The following is a 22192-nucleotide window of genomic DNA, read 5'->3' as shown; positions in this document are numbered from 1 at the left end:
GAGTATAAGCTTATTAAACCAATCACTAAAACAACTCTGTAGCCCATTATTTATTCTATAGATTTTTCTTTTAATGAGTCTTGAGGTATTCGGATTATCAAGGCCGATGTGGACTAAAAGCTGTCTTTACTTACAAGTCTAATTAGTGATTCAGTATCTACATTAGATTTTTATACCTATCGCTTCATGAGTTTTCGGGTTGAGATCATAGATCAATCGATCGAAACGCAAGATAATCACGTTACGTTAAATCGCTCGATAAATAGTTTCGGTGTTTTTGATTACATCATACTAATAAAATTATATACTACATCAAGATTTCAGCTATCATCCAAATTATTATTACCTTAAATTGAAAAGTGTGTTGATTGTAATATATAATGTATATCGATTGGTTTATACTAATTTCTGGTATATACTATCACATCACCTTTTTTATTCGCCTTATTCGCCTTTACAAGTCATATGGGTTAAGAGACCGAAATGCACATTGGCTACGTGTCTAAAAATTCATTGCCATGTATTATTATTGAATCGATGTTTATTTGCATTAGGCTAGAGAAAGTATTTTAGTTCAGCAAAACCTCTCATAACCACAGATCTTCAAGCATCATTATCATCTTTATCCATATTTATTTATTAGAGATCACAATTGTGGGAAATTACAACTGTTTTATTAATCGACGAGGTGCGATTCGTGCATCGCTTAATATTTCACCGATACCTATAAACTGATCATTATAATTGCGTAATCGCACAAATCCACTCGATAGTGCGTGTGATATCATAACTATTCGACCTTGTTGTAAGTACAGGGTGGTTAACTGATTTAATTTAAGCGCTGGAAAATGCAAAATCATACTTTCAACAGGCAGTAAATAGAGATCTAAAGCGGTTAAGTTTGATGCATCATATTCTTGTTCAAGCTGCACTAATGGAATCATTTGGCTTTCACGGTAATGCATCACCATTAATCGACGCAAAGCAACGACATGAGCGCCACAATTAAGTGTTTCTCCTATGTCATCCATTAACGTTCTGATATACGTACCTTTACTACAATGCACATAGAACTCAATTTCTTCGTCATTCCAATTCAATACATTTAATGCATCAATCGTTACCCTACGTGCTTTGCGTTCCACTTTAATGCCTTGACGTGCCAATTTATAGAGAGGCTGGCCTTTATATTTTAAAGCAGAATACATTGATGGAGTTTGTTCAATAACTCCACGAAATAATGATAACGTTTTTTCAAGCAAATGTTTTGTTATCTTTGGAATTGGACGCTCTGCAATAATTTTACCTTCACTATCCCCACTTGCAGTGCGGATTCCCAATCGTACCTTTACATAATAAGTTTTATTAGAATCTAATAAGTATTGGGAAAATTTAGTTGCCTCACCTAAACAAATTGGCAACATACCTTCGGCTAAAGGATCTAAACTTCCTGTATGTCCTACCTTTTTTGCATGAAATAGTTTTTTGATTCTCTGCACAGCGTTGTTAGAAGTCATGCCGCTAAGCTTATTCAGTAACAAAATTCCACTAATTGCGCGTTTGTGGATTTTTTGACTATTCGTTACGTTGATCATTTTTAGTTACACGGTTTATTAACGATGAAATTCTCTCGGCTCGCTCTAGTGATTCATCGTAAGCAAATTGCAGTTGAGGTACGTATCGTAACGTAGTAGCCTGAGCTAATAAACATCTCAAATAGCCTATCGCCTTATTAAGCGCTTTTTGAATAGTTTTTCGTTCTTCGCTTTTCAATAGCGTATAGAAAATTTTCGCCTGTTTTAAGTCCGAAGATAGTAGAACCGCCGTCAAAGAAATTCTGGCCAATCTCGGATCTTGTACCTCTTTTTTGAGAAGTACCGCTAATTGATGATGGATAAGATCAGCCATACGCTGTTGGCGCTGTTTTATCACGTAATTTTCCGCTCGACCTGAGTTTTTTCATAAACTTCGATCTGATCACCAACTTTAACGTCGTTATAATTTTTTATACCAACTCCACATTCTATACCATAACGTACTTCGGCAACATCTTCTTTAAAACGACGCAAGGATTCAAGCTCGCCTTCATAAATTACAACATTATCTCTTAATACACGAATAGGCAAACGACGACGCACTATACCTTCAATCACCATGCAACCAGCAATAGCACCTAATTTTGATGAACGAAAAACTTCGCGTACTTCACACAACCCAACAATTTTTTCTTCTACTTCAGGTGACAATAAACCACTAAGTGCCTTTTTTACTTCGTCAATCAAATCATAAATAATACTGCAATAACGGAGATCAACTCCTTCCCGTTCGACCAATGCGCGGGCTGGCGCATTGGCACGTACGTTAAAACCAATCACGACCGCATCTGAAGCAATAGCTAAATGCACATCAGATTCGGTAATACCACCAACACCACTAGCTACAATATTAATTTTAACTTCATCCGTAGACACTTTATTAAGCGCTTCTGTCAAGGCTTCCAGAGATCCTTGCACATCTGCTTTTAAAACAATATGTAATATATTTTGTTTTCCCGTACTCATTCGATCAAACATATGTTCGAGATGTGCAGTTTGTTTTTTCGCCAAGTGCACTTCTCGATATTTACCTTGACGGAAACGAGCGATTTCTCGTGCTTTACGTTCGTCTGGCACTACTACAGCCTCATCACCAGCCACTGGTGTACCAGATAATCCCAATATTGCCACTGGCATAGAGGGGCCAGCACTCTTACGTGGTTTTCCATCGTCACCAATCATTGCGCGAATTCGACCATATTGACGACCGACAAGCAGGGTATCGCCAGGATATAATTCACCATCTGTCACTAACACTGTTGCTACAGGTCCACGACCTCTATCAAGACTGGATTCAATAACCATCCCCTTTGCAGGGCCAATCGATACGGCTTTCAATTCTAATACTTCTGCTTGTAACAGAATACATTCAAGCAGTGCATCCACACCATCACCGGTTTTTGTAGAAATTAGTTGGAACATGTTATCACCACCCCACTCTTCAGGAATGATGTTTTGTTTTGATAGCTCGGTTTTAATTCTATCAGGATCTGCCTCAGGTTTATCCATTTTATTGATAGCAACCACTATTGGTACTTTGGCAGCCCGAGCATGCTGAATGGCTTCAACCGTTTGCGGCATAACTCCATCATCTGCGGCAACGACAAGTATCACGATATCCGTGCACTTAGCACCCCTGGCACGCATCGCAGTAAATGCCTCATGACCTGGTGTATCTAAGAAAGTGATCATGCCTCGATCTGTTTCGACATGATAAGCACCAATATGCTGCGTAATACCTCCTGTTTCAGTGCTGGTAACTTTTGTACGCCGAATATAATCTAACAATGATGTTTTACCGTGATCTACATGCCCCATAATAGTAACGACAGGCGCTCGTGGAACAGCTTCTCCTATCGTCCCTGTAGCTACTAAATTTTCTTCTAAGGTGTCCTCCTTAACGAGTTTTGGCTTGTGGCCCATTTCTTCGACCACAATCGCAGCGGTTTCCTGATCAATGCGTTGATTGATTGTTACTATCACACCCATCTTCATCATGATTTTTATAACCTCCGCTGCTTTTACGGACATTTTTTGAGCTAGATCGGATACTGTAATAGATTCAGAGAGTGACACTTCTTTAATAATAGGAGTAGTAGGTTTGGCGAAACCATGTTCTAATCGAGATGAGATTTTATCTGATTCTACTATAGGTTTATATCGTCGTCGGCGTTCCTCAGCAAGTTTACTCATATGAAGTTCTTCTCGTTCCCATTGATCCTCTTTAGATCTACGAGAACGTGAACGCGATTCTTTGCGAATCCCCTTTTTCACTGTTTCTTTTTTTTTCGTTTCCTCAGAGGCTTTTTTAGTTGTTTTTTTTGCCTTAAATTCCAACGATTCTTCAGTAATCTCTATTGCTGCATCTTCTTTTTTAAGTTTAGTTGTCGACGTAACAGCCAAAGGGGATGACAATACATTTCGAAAAACTACCTCTTTTATTTCTATTTTTTCTTCAAGAGGTTTGCTGTATGTCCGCTTTGATCGGATTTCAACATTAACACGTCTTTTCCCAGACTTCACTACACTTAATTTTTTGCGTTTTAAAATAATTTTTGAACGCTTTACAGATTCCGGATTATGGGCTGTTTTTAGATGCAAAAGTAACTTTCGTTTTTGATTATCGGTAATCGTTTGATCAACATGAGTAATTGCAATACCTGCTTCTTTTAATTGTTCTAAAAGACGTTCCGGTCTTATTTGTACTAAATCGGCGAGTTGTCTTACACTCATATCAACCACAATTTTAGCTCTTATTTTGTTTCTTCTTCCACAAACCAATGGGCTCGCGCCGCCATAATTAATTTAGCAGCAAATTCGTCGTCAATTTCTATAATTTCTTTTAAGTCATCCACAGACATTTCCGCCAAATTGTTACGCGTGAGCACTTCGTGCGTTGCCAACTGAAGTGCTAATTCTTTTGTCATCCCTTGCACATCCAATAAATCTGCTGCAAGTTTAATTTTACTTATTTTTTCTTGATTAGCGATTTCCTGCGTTAAAAGTATATCGCTGGCACGTCGTTGTAACTCGGTGACAATAACCTCATCAAATCCCTCTACACTTTGTAACTCTTTTTTGGATACATAGGCCACATCTTCTAAACTCATGAAACCTTCTTCCACTAAGGCATTGGCCACTTCTTCATCCACATCTAGCTTTTCCATAAAATTAGACTTAATGCCTCCAACCTCTTTTTCATTTTTTTGAGTCATTTGCGCCTCGCTCATAACATTTAATGTCCAGCCAGTTAATTCACTAGCTAAGCGAACATTTTGACCGTTACGACCAATCGCTTGTGAAAGCTGCTCTTCGGGAACTGCAATATCCATTACATGCAATTCTTCATCAACAACAATAGAAGGGACCTCTGCTGGCGCCATTGCATTAATCACTAATTGAGCGGGATTATCGTCCCACAACACAATATCAATTCGCTCTCCGCCCAATTCATTAGAAACAGCCTGTACACGCGAGCCACGCATGCCGACACAAGCACCGATAGGATCGATACGTCCGTCATTAGTTTTGACCGCAATTTTGGCACGTGAACCAGGATCACGAGCAGCACCTTTGATTTCAATCACTTCTTCACCAATTTCAGGTACTTCAATCTTAAATAACTCAATCAAAAACTGAGCACGTGTGCGACTTACTAATAATTGTGGGCCACGTTTATCTTGACGAACATCATATAAATAAGCACGCAAACGATCATTTATTCGCACAGCTTCTCTTGGAATCATTTCCTCACGTAGTAACAATGCCTCAGCATTTTCTCCCATGTCTAAAATGATGTTGTCGCGTGTTACTCGTTTAACCACACCAACAACAAGCTCACCTAATCGTTTTGCATACTGTTCAGCAATCTTCGCCCGTTCGGCTTCTCTAACTTTTTGAATGATGACTTGCTTGGCTTGTTGTGCTGCAATTCGACCAAATTTCACTGATTCAATTGGCTCTTCAATGACATCACCAATTTCAAGCTCGGGATCAATTGCCTGAGCTTGTTGTAGCGTTATTTGCTGATCTGGCAATTCGAGTGGCTCATCCGTATTTGCAACGACTGTCCAGCAGCGAAATGTTTTATAATCACCTGCCTCTCGATCAATAACCACGCGAATTTTTACATTAGCATCTTTATAACGTTTTGCCGCCACTGTTGCTAACGCAGCTTCAATGGCTTCAAAAATAACCTCTTTCGACACACCGCGTTCGTTTGACATTGAATCAACAACTAACAAAATATTTTTATTCATTTTTTAGCCTTTGAAATCCCCTATCAGATTCGCTTTTTCAACTTCGCTTAACGCAATTGCCAATCTATCATTATCAATTTTCAATGTAACCATTGTATCCATAACAATGGAAATAATACCACGAAATTAATACTGACCTTCTTTCGCCGGTATCCGCACTGTATTTTAACAAATCCTCCTATCTATAAATTGATGATAATAATTAATCGTAATCAAAATCCAGTCCAGGGGACGAAACTTCCAAATTATAAGGACCATTAATAGGGTTTGCGACATCTAGCGCCGCACCTACTTGTCGACTAATTTTTGCACAATCATCTAAACTAATACCATCCGGACCATCAATTGTAATCCGTAATGTGCTCATGCCACCGCGGTGATGCAGTTCACAAGTCACCAGTTCAAAGCGCAACATTTTTATGATTGGAGCGACAATCCGCTTTAGCACTTGCGTTTGACCCATTTTCCATCCTAAAAATAAAAAAGGGCACAAACAAAGAAGGCCCTGAATTCATTGAAATCCCAACAGGAGCCTAAAAGCCAAAGTTGGTAGCGGGGATAGGATTTGAACCTACGACCTTCGGGTTATGAGCCCGACGAGCTACCAGACTGCTCCACCCCGCATCAATGCTTTTTCGTGTGCCCTTCATATTATAGATAAATTTATAGCATGACAAGCTTAAATTGTCATCAGGGCAAGCAATATTCATTTTGGTCAAGATGAAAAAGGGAAAATGCATCAAACCAATCAATGAGTAACTAAACTACTTAATTTGGAAGAATTAGCCATTTTGTAATATCCATTAATAACGCAAAAAGAAAATATCTTTTACTCATGGTATGGAGACAGAACTAGCAATATAATCAGCATGTTATAAATTACAGAGTATGTCGTTAGTTAGGCTGTGATTCTATTGTATGTCATCAATTAGGTTTTTAAAAAATTACAAGCGGCGGATACTTTTTCTAAGCTATCCAATTTTTCGTTGTTTCATTTTTCAGTTACTACGTAATAGGTAATCTCAGTGCTATTTTATTTTATTGAGATATTGTTGTTTTCTGAAACAAACAAGCTAACACACGAAGATTATTAGAATATCACCTTTTGTTCTTTGCTATTGTATAAGTGGTATCGCTTTTCTATTAGCGTTTTCTTTTAAAACACTCCTTGTCTTAACACTCCCTGTTTTAACAATTGACTGCTTATTTATAGAATGTGGCACAAGTATTCCATTCTCGAACACAGGTATGTTCATGGCTAGTTTTAAGATAATTTTTACGCAAAGGGAAGAAGGAAGAAGGAAGAAGGAAAAACAATTTTTGATGAAATCTTTTTATTTAACTTTTTTGTTAATAACCAGCTTCAATATGATCTCTAATTTGATTTTATTAATTTAATTCTATGATTTTGATTCTAAAACTATTTCTATTCAGTTCGATTAAGAACGTTACAATCTTATCTTTTGATCGATGTATTCCAATATTCTTTTCATTTTCAAGCATTTCACAAATTATCGTGAACCTATCAGTTTTGGATTTTTAGTATCTGCTGCTTCAAACTCTGTTCATTGACTTGCCCTGCTTATCGGCAGTAAAAACTAGCAGACTCCCGGATTCCTTTACAGCTTTGACAAATACTTTCTTCGGAACTAAGTATGCTTTGGTAACTGAGATGATTGGTTTTAAATTGATGCAACTACAGTTACAAATTATCACCTTATCCAATCGGCTTTTATAACCAAACTCACTCACAACATTTAAATACTTCGTGTTTTTATTTCTTATATGATTCTCGAACCTATACTGCAACCAAAGTTATTACACACTTTTTCAATGTCTGTACTACTTGTCTTATAGCCTTGCGGTTAGATTATAAAAGTTGTTATGTTGCCTACGCTTCCGAAAAGTAGCACTTACTTTGCTCTATCTATCTATTTTTTGTTGTTGCTGTTATTTATTGAATTTATTTAGATATTTTCTTCTTGTGAAGAAGCTTTAAAATATTTTATGCGACATGATCTGATGCCTCTTACACCACCTTCTGTATTCTACATTCATTTTTACCAGTTTATTATTGTTGTTACGATTTAGTTACATGCCCAATTAACTTCATTATCGATCTTCACTTTTATAATATGAGATAAATACTCACTGAGTAAAAATTCGTAAGTATAAAAATTCATTAATTGCCTTGATTAATCAAGTGTAAGCAATGTTTCGAAATCACTTTAATTGAAGCACTAATGAAAATTCTAAACAACAAGCAAAAAGAAAATAATTGAGATCGTTTATTTAAAAAACGCACCATCACTGAAGTCGATATTACCAACCGCAATTGGTATCTCAATACATAGAAACAAAGCAAAAATATTTGCCCAACGTATAAGTTATAAACGCTACAAATCCATAAATTTGATAAAGCTCTTCTTTACATTTTGAAAAGGCATGATACTGATTTAATTCAGCAATGTAGTAGTCGAATCGGTATTTAGAAAAATATATACAGACGATTACCACCATGTGCACTAAATAATAGTATATCCCTCGCCGCTCAATAATGAGGAACACTTAAGCGGAATGAAAAGCCCAATAAGAGAAAGTATATAACCAGCCTGGAAAAAGCCCAACAAAAAGAATAGCTAGCCCATTAAGAGAAATAGCAATTTTCATTTCTAGTGAAGATTGAATAGGCTTGAACTGAAAGGAAGTCTTTTCAAAATACATGACCTTAACCACACGAATATAATAATAGACACCAACAGCAGCTAATAAGACAGCAAGAACCGCCAACCATACTAAATGTACTTGAATTAACGAATCTAAGATATTCACCTTAGCGATAAATCCTACTAAAGGAGGAACTCCTGCTAAAGAAAATAAAATAAGCATCATCATAAAAGCTAACCATGGATTGCGATTGTTTAATCCTGCAAAATCCCTAATACTTTCAGCTTCGAAATTATCGTGACTCATTAAAGTGATCATACCAAAAGCACCAATACTCATCAGGCTATAAGTTATAATATAAAACATCCCAGCGGCATAACCTTCACGCGTACCACACAAGACACCTAATAACATGTAACCCATATGAGCAATCGATGAGTAAGCTAACATTCGTTTAATATTAGACTGCACAATAGCAGTAAAGTTACCGATAATCATCGATAAAATGGCGACAACAGTGAGCATTTCATGCCATTGCACCTGTAAAATAGGCATCGTGCCCATAAATAATCGAATTAACATAGCGTAAGTTGCTATTTTCGGTGCCGTTGAAATAAATAAGGTAACAGAACTCGGTGCACCTTCATATACATCTGGCACCCACATATGAAATGGAGCAGCACCCAATTTAAAAGCCACTCCTGCTGTTATAAAAACAAGCCCAACGATTAATACTAAATGCTGATTCAGTGATGTGCTAGAAATAACCCGCGTAACTTGGGTTAAATCTAAACTTTTAGTGGCACCAAAAATCATTGATATACCATAGAGTAACATTCCTGAAGCAACTGCACTGGTAATGAAGTATTTCATGCTCGCTTCCAGACAACGGGTTTTTTGACGATACATTGCCACCATAGCGTAGATTGGTAATGAAAATAATTCCAATCCCAAAAAGAGGGTTAGCAAATTACAGGAAGAAACCAGAATCATCATTCCTAGTAAAGACAACAAACCTAAGGAATAAAATTCCGTAACAGAAATTTTTCGTTCGTTGTTATATTCACGTGCGTAAATAAAAGAAAAAAACACGGATAAATAAATAAATAATTTCAAATAAACGGATAAACGATCCACAACAAATAATTTATCAAACGTACATGCTGTTGGAAAATTAAAATAGGCAAATACATGCCAAGTTATCCAGGTACTAATAATTAAAGTGACCTGCGCCAGATAATAGGAAATTTGAGGATATTGTTGTAAAAAAATGCCTACCATTAAGCTTACAAGCGCCATAAATAGTACAAACACCTCAGGAATTACTGGAATAAAATTAACTAATGTCAATAACATGTCGCTTACCTTTATAATCTAGGTTGCAATACTTCATATAGTAAATTATCAATCGATGCATGAAACACGTTTAATAATGCATTTGGATAAATACCAATCCACACGATAGCGGATGCCAATAAAATAAAAATAACAGTACCTGACAGATCAATATCTTTTAACTGCGCCACCGCAGGGTGCGTAATGGGACCAAAAAAGACTCGTTTATACATCCATAGGGTATAGGTAGCTCCAATTAATAAAGTAGATGCTGCCAAGAAAGTCACCCAAAAACTAGCCTTGAATGTACTAAGCAGAATCATAAATTCACCTACAAATCCGGAAGTTCCTGGCAATCCTATATCAGACATCGCAAAAACCATAAAAAAGGCAGCAAAACAAGGCATAGTTTTGGCAATGCCGCCAAAATCACGAATATGACGCGAGTGCAATTGTTGATACAGCATACTAAACCCTAAAAACATCGCACCAGCACTAAAAGAATGTGAAATGACTTGCATCATTGCACCTTCTAAACTTAAATATGCGTCTTTTCTACTTCCTGTGTGTGCTACAATCACAAACAGCATAAACGCACCTAATGTAACAAATCCCATGTGTGCTACTGATGAATACGCAACTAATTTTTTCATATCGGTTTGTGCAATCGCAATAAATCCAATATATATAATAGCAACAAGTGAGAGAACAATCATAAGCCAATCTAAATAATTGCTAGCATCAGGTATAATAGGCAAGCTAAATCGTAAGAATCCATAGCTACCCAATTTCAACATTAAAGTTGCCAGTACGACAGAACCACCTATCGGTGCCTCGGTGTGTGTATCAAGTAACCACGTATGAAATGGCCACATTGGTACTTTGATCGCAAATGAGATTAAAAAACCTAGGAAAACCAAAATCTGGATAGCTATACTCATATGTAGATGATAATAACTCAGGATATAAAAACTTCCTGAGTGGATGTGCAAATACAATAAAGAGATTAATAACAGTCCAGATCCTAAAAAATTATACAGGAAAAATTTAATCGCAGCATACGAGCGCTTTTCCATTCCCCAAATACCAATACTCAAGTACATTGGAATTAACATTGCTTCCCAAAAGAAATAAAATAACATCGCATCTAAGGATGAAAATGCCCCAATAATCGTTCCTTGCATTACCAGAAAAATAGCTAGATAGTACCCTACTTTCTTTTTAACCATCTTCCAAGAAGCTAAAATCACCAAGAAGGTCGTAAAACAAGTCAACAAAATAAGTGGCATGGAAATACCATCAACACCGATGTCGTAGTTTATTTTCAATATTGGAATCCAATTAAAATGTTCTGTGAATTGCATTGCTGCAGTAGTTGTATCGAAGGTGACATACAACGGGATACAGAACATGAGAGAAACTAACGCGATCAACAGAGCTAGCACACGTGCTCGATTAGCTCGCTCTGCTCTATTAAACATTGCTACAGGAATAGATCCAAAAATAGGCAACCAAATTAGTGTACTCAGCAGAGGTATATTATCAAATGCCATTATTTTACTTTATGACTAAACACTGACCAAATTAAAAATACTAATAGACTCAGTACCATTACGAATACATAATGATACAAATAGCCTGACTGCAAGCGACGCATGAAACGTGCTACGCGGGTAACGTTTCGTCCCGCGCCATCTATAATAAAATGATCTAGTAATTTCAAATCTCCTATAAGGAAAAAAAAATTAGCTAGTGTCCGACCACCACGAACAAAAATAATCCAATTAAAAATATCAAATGCATATCTAATAACTAAAATTCGATATAACCATGACATATGACGTTTTAGTAATGAGGGTATTTTCGGCACACTAATGACCGTAAACCAAGCAGATACAATGCCTAAAACAGATGACCAAAATGGCAGTGTGACAATTGAATGGAAAGCCATAAAAACAGCACCATGATATTCGTTAGCCATGGTTTTCAACACACCATCAGGAGATAATGTTTCGATGCTTGAGCCTAGTAAACCAGGATAACAATAAAGAATCCAATAAATTAGTTGTGCCCCCAGCAATAGTGAGGGAGCACCTAAAATCCATTGAGGTACACGCATATTCCACGGAGTTTCTTTTAACGTCGACCTCATTTTTGCAGTCATTCTGGCTTCCGTATGAAAAGTTATAAAAAACGCCCGAAAAATATAATAGCCTGTTACAAAAGCACCTGCTAATAAACATCCATATGCATATCCTGATCCTGGAATGGTGGAATACGAAACTGCCTCAATAATGGCGTCCTTAGAATAAAATCCTGCAAAAGGTGGAATAGCAGCCAATGATAAAGCACCTATTAAAAAAGTTATATAAGTTATTGGCAAATATCTTCGAAGATTACCCATTTTACGCATATCTTGTTCATGATGCATAGCAATAATAATAGAACCAACTGTTAAAAATAGTAATGCCTTAAAACAAGCATGCGTTAATAAATGAAAAATACCTACAGAATAAGCGGATGCGCCATCCGCCGCCATCATATAACCCAACTGTGACATTGTTGAAAATGCAATGACACGCTTGATATCAAATTCCACAAAAGCTAGTATACCTGTGAAAAGTGCCGTAGTTGCGCCAACAATAAGTACTGTACTGAGTGCTGCTTGTGATAATTCAAAGAGTGGCGACATACGAGCAACCAAAAATACACCTGCTGTCACCATTGTTGCTGCATGAATGAGAGCGGAAATTGGAATGGGACCCTCCATAGATTCTGGCAGCCATACGTGCAATGGCATTTGCGCTGACTTACCCATAGCGCCGATAAATAATAAGACACAAATCACTGTAATTATCGACCAATGAACATTAGGTAAAATACTCAGTGTATCATGTATATCTCCTGCTGCATTGAAGATAGTATGATAATCCAAGCTTCCAAAGTAATCCAAAATAGCAGCAATTCCCAAAATAAATCCAAAGTCACCAACTCGATTTACCAAAAAGGCTTTTAAACTCCCAGTCACAGCCGACTCCTTATCAAACCAAAAACCGATTAATAAATATGAAACTAAACCGACTCCTTCCCAGCCAAAAAATAATTGAAGAAAATTATTCGCCGTAACTAGCATGAGCATCGCAAAAGTAAACATCGACATGTAAGAGAAAAATCGTCGATAACTTGGATCATCAACCATATAGCCGGTACTATAAATATGTACTACCCAGGAAATAAAGGTTATAACTAACATCATCACTGATGTTAGTTGGTCTACCATAAGTCCCATATTGAAATGAAATCGACCACTAACACCCCAAGTGTAAATAGCCCCATAATAATGTTTCCCTTCGATTGTCACTAATTTAAAAAGCCAAATAGCACTTAAGAAGGAAATTGTCATCAAGCTAATGGTGATCCACTGTGTTCCACGCCGGCCCATGTATTTGGCACCTAATCCTGCAATTAGGCAACCTAATAAGGGTGCTAACACAATCAGTAATGTTAAATTCCGAACTACCATCTTTGTGTTCTTGCTATTTTTATTATCCTTAGTTCTCTACTATCCTTTCAAAACTTTCATATTATCCATACCAATACTGCTATGGTGACGATAACATAGTACTAAAATTGCTAAACCAATCGCTGACTCTGCGGCAGCAACTGTTAAAATAAAAAACACAAATATTTCTCCTACACCCATCTGAAAATATTGAGCAAAGGCAACAAAATTTGTATTAACAGCCAGTAACATGAGTTCAATACACATGAATAGCGTGATTAAATTATTTCGATTAATAATAATACCAGCAAATCCCAGGCCAAATAAAATAATACCGATTATCAAGAAATAACCTAGCGGTATCATGGTTTTTCTACCTTCATTTTTATGATACGCAAACGATTTTCCTTAGTTGTTCCCAATTGTTCTGAAATACGTTGTGACTTGGCATCCGATTTTCGCTTCTGCAATGCAAGCGTAATTGCTGCAATAATAGACACCAATAAAATAACAGCCCCGATTTCAAAAGGTAATAAATAATGAGTATAAAGCAAAATCCCAATTGCTTTTGCATTACTAAAATTAGCAGGTAGTACACGGGGTAACAGCGTAGAGGATGCTCCAAAATGTTGAGGCCTTACAGTAATTATCATCGTTACGGTGAATAACAAGATCGAAAATAATCCAAATAATAAAAATCGTACAAATCTTTTTTGTATCTTTACAGGTCTGACATTTAACATCATGACAATAAATAAAAATAATGTCATCACTGCGCCCACATAAACAAATATTAAAACTAAAGATAAAAATTCTGCTTGGATCATCATCCACAAAACAGCGCTCATAAAAGCAGTGAACACAAGAAAAAGTACAGCATGCACTGAATTACGCGATACGATGACCATCGTAGCAGCAGCAACCAAAACGATTGCAAAAATAAAAAACATCACTTCATACACAGGAAACATTAATCACTCTCAACTTGCTCCTCTTCCAAATCCCACAAAAATAAAAATCTAGACAATTAATTAAGGCTCAGTTATTCCTTCATTACTAAATACCACATATCTGTTATGAGAATAACAGATATGTTATCGGTACTTTTTATCATTTGCATGATTTTTGGCAATTTGCTCCTCATATATATCTCCGATCATGAGCAATTTTTCCTTAGTCAGTATATTCTCACCCCGATCTTTAATCGTATAGTGCATCTCTGGTGTCAAAACAATGGCATCAACAGGACATGCTTCTTCGCAAAATCCACAATTAATACATTTAAAAACATCAATATCATATAACGTTGCGCGTCGTGATCCATCTTTTTGACGTGGTCCAGCTTCAATCGTAATGGCACAAGCTGGACAAGCCGCTTCACATAATTTACACGCAATGCAACGTTCTTCCCCATTCGGATAACGTCGCAAAGCCAACATACCCCGAAATCGAAATGAGCTTGGGACTTCTTCATCTGGGTAATAGACAGTAACCTTTTTCTTGTAAAAATAGCGCAAAGTTAACAGAAGCCCTTTTAGCAGCTCCCAGAGCGTAAAACTTTTAACCACCTGTTTTAATCGTTTCACTTCTTAATCAAACCAAATACCTTAAATGAAATTCTACCGCCAAAGCTAAAACCATAATCCAGATTAACGTCACCGGAATTAATATTTTCCAGCAAAGACGCATGATTTGATCATAACGATAACGCGGAAATGTAGCTCGCATCCAAAAATAGATAAAAATAAAAAGTGATAATTTTAATAGAAACCAGGCTATTTCGGGCACCCAAGCAAACACCTTCTCTAATGCTGGAATGCCTTGAAAAGGTGACAACCATCCTCCCCAAAAAATTACTGTAGTAATAGCGGATACTAAAACCATGTTTGTATATTCGGCTAAAAAGAAAAGTGCAAACATAATGCCAGAGTATTCCACATGAAAACCAGCTACAATTTCAGATTCACCTTCGGCCACATCAAACGGCGCACGATTCGTTTCTGCAACTGCTGTAATCCAATACACCAAAAATAAAGGTAATAACGGCAACCATAACCAATGCCAAATTCCTCCTGTTTGTCGTAACACGATTTCTTGCAAATTCATCGTTCCTGTTGCAATCAATACTCCCACCAAAGTAAAACCCATCGGGATTTCATAGGAAACAACCTGAGCCGCCGAACGTAAAGCGCCAAAAAACGCGTACTTAGAATTAGAAGACCACCCTGCCACCAAAATGCCATATACACCCAATGAGGACATTGCAAATATAAAGAGCAAACCTGCATTCACATTGGCTAACACCCATCCTTTAGAAAAAGCAATCACTGACCACGCCAGCAAAGCCGGCACTAAAGATAAAATTGGCGCAATAAAATAAAGATAGCGGTTAGAAGCAGTAGGAACAATAATTTCTTTCAATAATAACTTAAGTATATCGGCAATTGGTTGCGCAAAACCCCGAAAGCCAACTTGATTAGGGCCTATACGTCCTTGAATATAACCAATAACTTTTCGTTCCGCAAAAGTTAAAAACGCAACTACGATTAGGATGGGAACTAAAATAATAACAATTTTGATGATAATTCGAATCATTATTATCATAATTTGATCCATCCCTAATCACTCCTTTCTAATCTAATCGTTGTATCTGCCTGACCAAAACCCGCGGTTGCTATTAATCCAGAAAACAATAAAACTGTATTATCAGCCAAGCGTTCGTCAATCATCAGTGGTAGTGTTACCCGGCTTTTCCCCTGAATTGCTGTCACAGAATCACCCACCATGAAGTTTAATCGAGAGGCGGTGTTTGCATTGAGGCGAATATTGTTCAATCGATCTGCCAAAGTTTCTTGCAAAGGTTGAGAACGGCGGACTATATTATCAACGCAAAACATTGGCCATGGAGCAAGACGCATCAGAAAGGATTCACCAATACCATCATTTTCACATGGATGGGAAGGTTGTGAAAACGATGATTGTTTAATGTTCTGTACTATTGGCGATCGTGCGAGCGTGAGATTGGAAATTGCTGGCATGAGTGAAGATTGGACTTTTTGTAGTGTCTCATAGTCAAATCCAGGCAAGCCAAAAAGGTTCCCTAAAGTGCGAAACACTTTCCACGCTGGTTGTGAATCATTTTCTGGTGTGCTTACCGGTATACACGATTGCCAACGCCCCTCTACATTAACAAACGTCCCACCCGATTCCGAAAATGGCGCAATAGGCAAAAGAATATCTGCATAAGATTCCATTTCTGAACTAAGAAACGTCGTCAAGCAAACTACAAATTCAGCATTTATTAATGTATTTTTAGCTTCTGCCGCATAGGCAGAATCTAACTCAGGTTCGACATTTAATAAAAAATAGGCTTTCAAAGGATCAGCTGTTAGCATCGTTTTTGCATCAAGGCCTGGTGAATCTAATAATTCGCCTGCTAGCCCACGATGGGGTATTGCACCAACCAACCAGGCGCCGGCGCTATTCCCTCCTTCTGTAAGCAAACCTACACTTGCTCCACATTTTTCTCCAATAAAATACGCCCATGTGCGAATCTCAGACGCTTCTGCATGATGAAGTGCGTGCTCTCCGAGAAAGATAGCAGCTTTTTCAGCTTTTGCTAGCGTTCCTATAATGGCATGTGATTTTTCACTGATTATCATATGCAGTACCTCAAGCAACCTCTGCGGAGAAACAATGATTTTTTCATTTATTTCAAAGGCAAATGGATAATCCACTGGATTAATAGCTAAAATTTTTGCACCTGCTGAATAAGCTTTATTAATGCGATGATTGATCAATGGTTGTTCAAATCGGACATTGGATCCAACTAATAAAATTACAGTCAAATTTTCAATATCGGCGATGGGCAAGCCTAAATTAGGAAAAATAGGAAATGCGTTTTGATCCCGAAAATCCTGCCAACGAATGCGATGATCAATATTATGGCTCCCCAAACCACGAAGCCATTTTTGTAATAAGTAATATTCTTCAACGGTAGCGCTTGATGATGTCAGTGCTCCAATTTGTGAGGCACCCTGTTTTTTAATTAACGTTCCTATTTTTGTTTTTATCGCTATCAGTGCTTTTTCCCAGGACACATCTAACCACTTTCCATTATTTTTTATTCGTGGTTGGTAAATTCGAGATTCATGATAAAAACCAAAATGACTAAAACGATCACGATCACTCATCCAAGTTTCATTTATTGCGTTATTTTCACGAGGTACTGCACGCATAACTGTCCGTTGTGGCGCATATTGTTGCCAGCGCGTATGAAAAAAAATATTACCTCCCACACAATCATGTGGCGCAATCGCAGCATTTTCATGATATTCCCATCCACGTCCTTGATAACGTGCTGGTTTATCCGTCAATGCCCCCACTGGGCAGAGATCAATAATATTTCCCGATAACTCTGATTGCATAAAATGCCTAATATAAGTGGAAATCACTTCTTTTTCTCCACGATTAATCACACCCAATTCAGGCAATCCTGCAATTTCTTCGCCAAAGCGCACGCATCGCGTACATTGAATACAACGCGTCATTTCAGTTTCTACCAATGGACCAATATTTTCACTAAATACTGCGCGCTTAGTTTTATCGTAGTTAGAACTTGAACGACCAAAACCCATCGCAAGATCCTGCAATTCACATTCGCCGCCTTGATCGCAAATAGGACAGTCTAAGGGATGATTAATCAATAAAAATTCCATGACAGCACGTTGAGCCTCAATGGTTTTTTGGGATCTAGTAAAAACTTTCATACCAGCAGTCACAGATGTAGCACAAGCAGGCATGGGTTTTCCAGATTTATTGACTTCCACTAAACACATACGGCAATTGGCAACAACAGATAATTTTTTGTGATAACAAAAACGCGGAATATAAATCCCCATTGCATCTGCTGCTTCAATAATTGAAGCAGTATCTTCTATCATCGTTTTTTTACCATCAATTTCAATTTCTACCATTGTTTCGTTTGCCTATATAATCCTATGGGTTATCTTAATAGATAGAATCTAGAACATGGTATTCGGTTACTTCTAACTTTCCTTTCTTTTCTCCGTCATAACCTCGTGATCAAGTCGAGGTATTGTGAAGTCTAGACCATACATTTCCCATAGGTAACATGATACTCAAATTCTTCATAAAAATGTTTTAGCATACCAGCTACTGGCCAGGCTATTGCCTCACCGAAAGCACAAATAGTGCGATTTTCAATGCTTTTGGCAACTCGACGTAACTGTTCCAAATCACGTTTTGTGCTCTCGGAATTTTCAATTTGATGCACTAAGCGATAAACCCAGCCTGTTCCTTCACGACAGGGAGTACATTGTCCGCACGATTCGTGCATGTAGAATTTAGAAATGCGCTCAAGCACTTTCACCATACAAGTCGATTGATCCATGATCACAACGCCACCAGATCCCAACATAGAGCCTGCTTCAATCAGTCCGTCAAAACTCATTACCGTCTTCATGATAATATCGGCTGGTAAAATAGGCATCGAACTGCCTCCTGGAATAACTGCTTTTAATATGCTCCCCTTGCGCATACCACCAGCTAGTGCCAATAATTCAGCGAATGGAATACCAAGTGGTACCTCATAATTGTTCGGCTTTATCACGTGACCACTGACAGAAAATATTTTTGTACCTCCATTGTTTGGAGGCCCTAAGTCGGCAAACCATTTACTACCCTTTTCTAAAATTACCGGTATGGAGGCATAAGTTTCCGCATTGTTAACATTGCTCGGGCAACCGTATAAACCAAAATTTGCAGGAAAGGGTGGCTTAAATCGTGGCCAACCACGCTTACCTTCTAATGCATTCATCAACGCGGTTTCTTCACCACAAATATAAGCTCCACCACTAAAATGATTATAGATGTCAATATCCACGCCTGAATTTAGTATGTTTTTCCCGAAGAGTCCTGTTTCGCATGCTTCTTGCAATGCTTGTTCACATCGATTAAAAGGCTCCCAAAATTCGCCGCGCAAAAAATGATATCCTACTTTGGCACCCAAAGTGTAACAAGCAATCGCGATTCCCTCTAATACCTGATGAGGATTAAATCGTAAAATATCTCGATCTTTAAATGTACCAGGTTCGCTTTCATCTGAATTGCAAATTACGTATTTTTCACCTGGCTTATCACGCGGCATAAAGCTCCATTTTAAGCCCGTCGGAAACCCAGCTCCACCACGACCCCGCAGAGCGGATGCCTTTATCTCATTAATGATATTTTCTGGTGGTGTTCTTTCTTTGAGAATCTTTCTCAATATTTTATAGCCACCAATGCTTTCATAAGACTTTAACGTCCACGGTTTTTGTAAATGCAAAGTACGATAACACACTGCATTAATCAGCATTAATCTTTGACTCTCGCTCTAATCCATCAATGATAGTTAGTATTTTTTCAGGTGTTAAATTTTCGTGATACTTTTGATCGTCAATTTGACACATGGGTGCGCCCCCGCAGGCAGCCATACATTCCACACTCTTTAGCGTAAACAGACCGTCGGCGGTTGTTTCATCAAAATCAATTAGTAAACGTTTTTTAACGCAATCGACGATCACATCACTTTCCATTAAAAAACATGATACACTCTGACAGATGCTGATTTTATGTTTACCGATTGGTTTGAGATTATATAAATCATAAAAGGTAGCTACTTCATAAATCCACACACGAGGTAATTTCAAATAATCCGCAACTGCATTCATTGCAGCTTTACTTAACCATCCCATATTTTGCTTCTGTACAAACATTAAAGCGGGTACGACTGCGGAGCGTTTTTGTGCTGGTGGATATTTAGTAACCCATCGATCAATTTCTTTGGCAACCAAGGCGTCGATTTTAAATTGTTTCTCTACGTTATACATTACCGATCAATCTCGCCAAATACGATATCAATACTAGAAATAATTGCTACTAAATCTGCGATCATATGCCCACGACACATCTCATTGATCGCCGCTAAATGCGGATAACTTGCTGCACGTACTTTAACGCGATAGGGTTTATTAGCACCATCAGAAATAATATACACACCAAATTCTCCTTTTGGCTGTTCCACTGCAGCATAAGCTTCACCTTCAGGAACCACATATCCTTCTGTAAATAATTTAAAATGATGAATTAAGGACTCCATATCGCGTTTCATTATTTCTCGACCCGGAGGCACAATTTTATGATTGTTAATCATGACTGGTCCTGGATTTTTGCGTAGCCATTCTACACATTGACGAATAATCCAAATGGATTGACGCATCTCCTCCATACGGACTAAATAGCGATCGTAACAATCGCCTTCCTGCCCGACTGGTATGTCAAAATCAACACGATCATAAGCTGCATAGGGCTGTTTTTTCCGAAGATCCCATTCCACTCCTGATGCACGTAAAAGAGGACCAGTAAAACCCAATTGCAATGCCCGTTCCGATGAAACAACACCAATACCTACTGTGCGTTGTTTCCAAATCCGATTATCAGTTAATAACATCTCGTATTCATCCACTAATTTGGGAAACCGTTCAGTAAAATTCCAAATAAAATCAAGTAGCGAACCTTCACGTGCTTCATTCATTTTTGCTACTTCTTTTCTATTATGCCAGCGCGAAGGTTTATATTTTGGCATGCTATCGGGTAAATCACGGTACACACCACCTGGGCGATAATAAGTAGCGTGCATGCGCGTGCCTGAAACTGCTTCATAGCAATCCATTAAATCTTCACGCTCACGAAAACAATAAAGAAAAACAGTCACCGCGCCTACATCTAATGCATGTGCTCCCAACCATAGTAAATGATTTAATATTCGTGTAATTTCATCGAACATTGTACGAATATACTTTGCACGAATAGGTGGATCGACTTTTAATAATTTCTCAATGGCTAAAACATAACCGTGTTCATTGGCCATCATGGAAACATAGTCTAAGCGATCCATATAACCGATTGATTGATTATACGGTTTACTTTCAGCCAGTTTTTCTGTCGCGCGGTGAAGAAAACCGATATGTGGATCTACTCGTTGAACCACTTCACCATCGACTTCGACGATTAAACGTAATACACCATGAGCCGCCGGATGTTGTGGTCCAAAATTAAATGTATAACTACGAACTTCAGCCATTTTTTTCTTCACATTTTTCATAACGATTATCGATACGGATTACTTTAGGAACAAGTACACGCGATTGAATATCAACGGGCTCATAAATACAACGTTGTTGCGCTGCATCATAACGAAGCTCAACCTCACCAACCAAGGGAAAATCTTTTCGGAAAGGATGACCTACAAAGCCATAATCAGTTAACAGCCTCCGTAAGTCTGGATGACCATCAAATATAATCCCAAATAAATCAAATGCTTCTCGCTCGTACCAATCCGCAGACTTCCATATTGTAATCATCGAAGGCACCACAGGTGGCTCACCATCAACATAAACTTTTAAACGGAGCCTATGATTATTAGTAATTGACAGCAAATGGTAAACCGCTGCAAATCTGGGTTTGCTCCACTGAATTGTTTGTTTTAATTGGCTCCCATTATAACCACGACTAAATCCTGTATTGGTCGTTTCCTCTGTACGCCAATGATTAACACCGTATTCTAAATAATCCACACCACAAATATCGAGTAACAATTCAAATTTAAATGAAGGCTCATCCCGTAACACTGTGCCAACCTCTAGAAGATAATTAGCCGATAATTCTATAGTCACGATATCAAGATCACCATTTACGTTTTCTATTCGTGAACCAAAATGATCTTTAACCAAACTTACAAGTATTTGCTTATTGTCAACCATTACATTTTCCTT

The 22192-nt window shown here is 37.8% G+C and carries 17 protein-coding genes and 1 tRNA gene; all 18 read right to left on the bottom strand.

The window, feature by feature from the left end; all coding sequences use genetic code 11:
* Positions 1 to 662: 662 nt before the first annotated feature.
* Positions 663 to 1592, bottom strand: a complete 930-nt coding sequence (truB, locus tag CEAn_RS00630; protein ID WP_211924127.1) for a tRNA pseudouridine(55) synthase TruB — start codon at positions 1590 to 1592, stop codon at positions 663 to 665.
* Positions 1576 to 1929, bottom strand: coding sequence for a 30S ribosome-binding factor RbfA (gene rbfA, locus CEAn_RS00625; RefSeq protein ID WP_211924126.1), 354 nt, complete (start codon positions 1927 to 1929; stop codon positions 1576 to 1578). The genes truB and rbfA overlap by 17 nt, the downstream gene beginning before the upstream one ends.
* Positions 1929 to 4337 carry a translation initiation factor IF-2 gene (infB, locus tag CEAn_RS00620; RefSeq protein ID WP_211923919.1) on the bottom strand — a complete coding sequence of 803 codons (2409 nt, stop codon included), beginning with the start codon at positions 4335 to 4337 and terminating at the stop codon, positions 1929 to 1931. The genes rbfA and infB overlap by 1 nt, the downstream gene beginning before the upstream one ends.
* Before the next feature lie 11 nt (positions 4338 to 4348).
* Positions 4349 to 5854, bottom strand: a complete 1506-nt coding sequence (gene nusA, locus CEAn_RS00615) for a transcription termination factor NusA (RefSeq protein WP_211923918.1) — start codon at positions 5852 to 5854, stop codon at positions 4349 to 4351.
* A 202-nt stretch (positions 5855 to 6056) separates the two neighbouring features.
* Positions 6057 to 6317, bottom strand: coding sequence for a ribosome maturation factor RimP (gene rimP / locus CEAn_RS03610; RefSeq protein ID WP_244670085.1), 261 nt, complete (start codon positions 6315 to 6317; stop codon positions 6057 to 6059).
* Positions 6318 to 6401: 84 nt separating this feature from the next.
* Positions 6402 to 6478: transfer RNA gene (locus tag CEAn_RS00605), tRNA-Met, on the bottom strand.
* Positions 6479 to 8422: 1944 nt separating this feature from the next.
* Positions 8423 to 9877, bottom strand: a complete 1455-nt coding sequence (gene nuoN, locus CEAn_RS00600) for an NADH-quinone oxidoreductase subunit NuoN (RefSeq protein WP_211923917.1) — start codon at positions 9875 to 9877, stop codon at positions 8423 to 8425.
* Between the two features lie 11 nt (positions 9878 to 9888).
* Positions 9889 to 11409, bottom strand: coding sequence for a complex I subunit 4 family protein (locus CEAn_RS00595; RefSeq protein WP_211923916.1), 1521 nt, complete (start codon positions 11407 to 11409; stop codon positions 9889 to 9891).
* Positions 11409 to 13379 carry an NADH-quinone oxidoreductase subunit L gene (nuoL, locus tag CEAn_RS00590; protein WP_211923915.1) on the bottom strand — a complete coding sequence of 657 codons (1971 nt, stop codon included), beginning with the start codon at positions 13377 to 13379 and terminating at the stop codon, positions 11409 to 11411. The genes CEAn_RS00595 and nuoL overlap by 1 nt, the downstream gene beginning before the upstream one ends.
* Before the next feature lie 39 nt (positions 13380 to 13418).
* On the bottom strand, positions 13419 to 13724 hold the full coding sequence (gene nuoK / locus CEAn_RS00585; protein ID WP_211923914.1) for an NADH-quinone oxidoreductase subunit NuoK: 306 nt from the start codon (positions 13722 to 13724) through the stop codon (positions 13419 to 13421).
* Positions 13721 to 14329 carry an NADH-quinone oxidoreductase subunit J gene (locus CEAn_RS00580; RefSeq protein ID WP_211923913.1) on the bottom strand — a complete coding sequence of 203 codons (609 nt, stop codon included), beginning with the start codon at positions 14327 to 14329 and terminating at the stop codon, positions 13721 to 13723. The genes nuoK and CEAn_RS00580 overlap by 4 nt, the downstream gene beginning before the upstream one ends.
* A 123-nt stretch (positions 14330 to 14452) precedes the next feature.
* Positions 14453 to 14944 carry an NADH-quinone oxidoreductase subunit NuoI gene (gene nuoI, locus CEAn_RS00575; protein ID WP_211923912.1) on the bottom strand — a complete coding sequence of 164 codons (492 nt, stop codon included), beginning with the start codon at positions 14942 to 14944 and terminating at the stop codon, positions 14453 to 14455.
* Between the two features lie 7 nt (positions 14945 to 14951).
* Positions 14952 to 15974, bottom strand: a complete 1023-nt coding sequence (nuoH, locus tag CEAn_RS00570; RefSeq protein WP_211923911.1) for an NADH-quinone oxidoreductase subunit NuoH — start codon at positions 15972 to 15974, stop codon at positions 14952 to 14954.
* Between the two features lie 2 nt (positions 15975 to 15976).
* Positions 15977 to 18334, bottom strand: coding sequence for an NADH-quinone oxidoreductase subunit NuoG (nuoG, locus tag CEAn_RS00565; RefSeq protein ID WP_211923910.1), 2358 nt, complete (start codon positions 18332 to 18334; stop codon positions 15977 to 15979).
* A gap of 131 nt (positions 18335 to 18465) precedes the next feature.
* Positions 18466 to 19734, bottom strand: a complete 1269-nt coding sequence (nuoF, locus tag CEAn_RS00560) for an NADH-quinone oxidoreductase subunit NuoF (RefSeq protein WP_211923909.1) — start codon at positions 19732 to 19734, stop codon at positions 18466 to 18468.
* A complete protein-coding gene (nuoE, locus tag CEAn_RS00555; RefSeq protein WP_211923908.1) occupies positions 19724 to 20248 on the bottom strand; it encodes an NADH-quinone oxidoreductase subunit NuoE in 525 nt (174 codons plus the stop codon). The genes nuoF and nuoE overlap by 11 nt, the downstream gene beginning before the upstream one ends.
* Positions 20248 to 21522, bottom strand: coding sequence for an NADH-quinone oxidoreductase subunit D (locus CEAn_RS00550; protein WP_211923907.1), 1275 nt, complete (start codon positions 21520 to 21522; stop codon positions 20248 to 20250). Before CEAn_RS00550 ends, nuoE begins: the two co-directional genes overlap by 1 nt.
* Entirely contained in the window at positions 21494 to 22180 is a 687-nt protein-coding gene (locus CEAn_RS00545) for an NADH-quinone oxidoreductase subunit C (protein ID WP_211923906.1), read from the bottom strand. The genes CEAn_RS00550 and CEAn_RS00545 overlap by 29 nt, the downstream gene beginning before the upstream one ends.
* Positions 22181 to 22192: the final 12 nt, after the last annotated feature.

Source organism: Coxiella endosymbiont of Amblyomma nuttalli (assembly GCF_018107685.1).
In the GTDB taxonomy this organism is placed as follows: Bacteria; Pseudomonadota; Gammaproteobacteria; order Coxiellales; family Coxiellaceae; genus Coxiella.
This window is presented reverse-complemented; position numbering and strand designations above follow the sequence as displayed.

Coding starts and splice junctions, on each gene's coding strand:
- CEAn_RS00550 (WP_211923907.1), bottom strand. CDS start 21,522: ATGAAAAATGTGAAGAAAAAAATGGCTGAAGTTCGTAGTTATACATTT.
- CEAn_RS00545 (WP_211923906.1), bottom strand. CDS start 22,180: ATGGTTGACAATAAGCAAATACTTGTAAGTTTGGTTAAAGATCATTTT.
- nusA (WP_211923918.1), bottom strand. CDS start 5,854: ATGAATAAAAATATTTTGTTAGTTGTTGATTCAATGTCAAACGAACGC.
- rimP (WP_244670085.1), bottom strand. CDS start 6,317: ATGGGTCAAACGCAAGTGCTAAAGCGGATTGTCGCTCCAATCATAAAA.
- nuoL (WP_211923915.1), bottom strand. CDS start 13,379: ATGGTAGTTCGGAATTTAACATTACTGATTGTGTTAGCACCCTTATTA.
- nuoG (WP_211923910.1), bottom strand. CDS start 18,334: ATGGTAGAAATTGAAATTGATGGTAAAAAAACGATGATAGAAGATACT.
- nuoN (WP_211923917.1), bottom strand. CDS start 9,877: ATGTTATTGACATTAGTTAATTTTATTCCAGTAATTCCTGAGGTGTTT.
- nuoE (WP_211923908.1), bottom strand. CDS start 20,248: ATGTATAACGTAGAGAAACAATTTAAAATCGACGCCTTGGTTGCCAAA.
- CEAn_RS00595 (WP_211923916.1), bottom strand. CDS start 11,409: ATGGCATTTGATAATATACCTCTGCTGAGTACACTAATTTGGTTGCCT.
- nuoF (WP_211923909.1), bottom strand. CDS start 19,734: ATGCTGATTAATGCAGTGTGTTATCGTACTTTGCATTTACAAAAACCG.
- CEAn_RS00580 (WP_211923913.1), bottom strand. CDS start 14,329: ATGTTTCCTGTGTATGAAGTGATGTTTTTTATTTTTGCAATCGTTTTG.
- nuoK (WP_211923914.1), bottom strand. CDS start 13,724: ATGATACCGCTAGGTTATTTCTTGATAATCGGTATTATTTTATTTGGC.
- nuoH (WP_211923911.1), bottom strand. CDS start 15,974: ATGGATCAAATTATGATAATAATGATTCGAATTATCATCAAAATTGTT.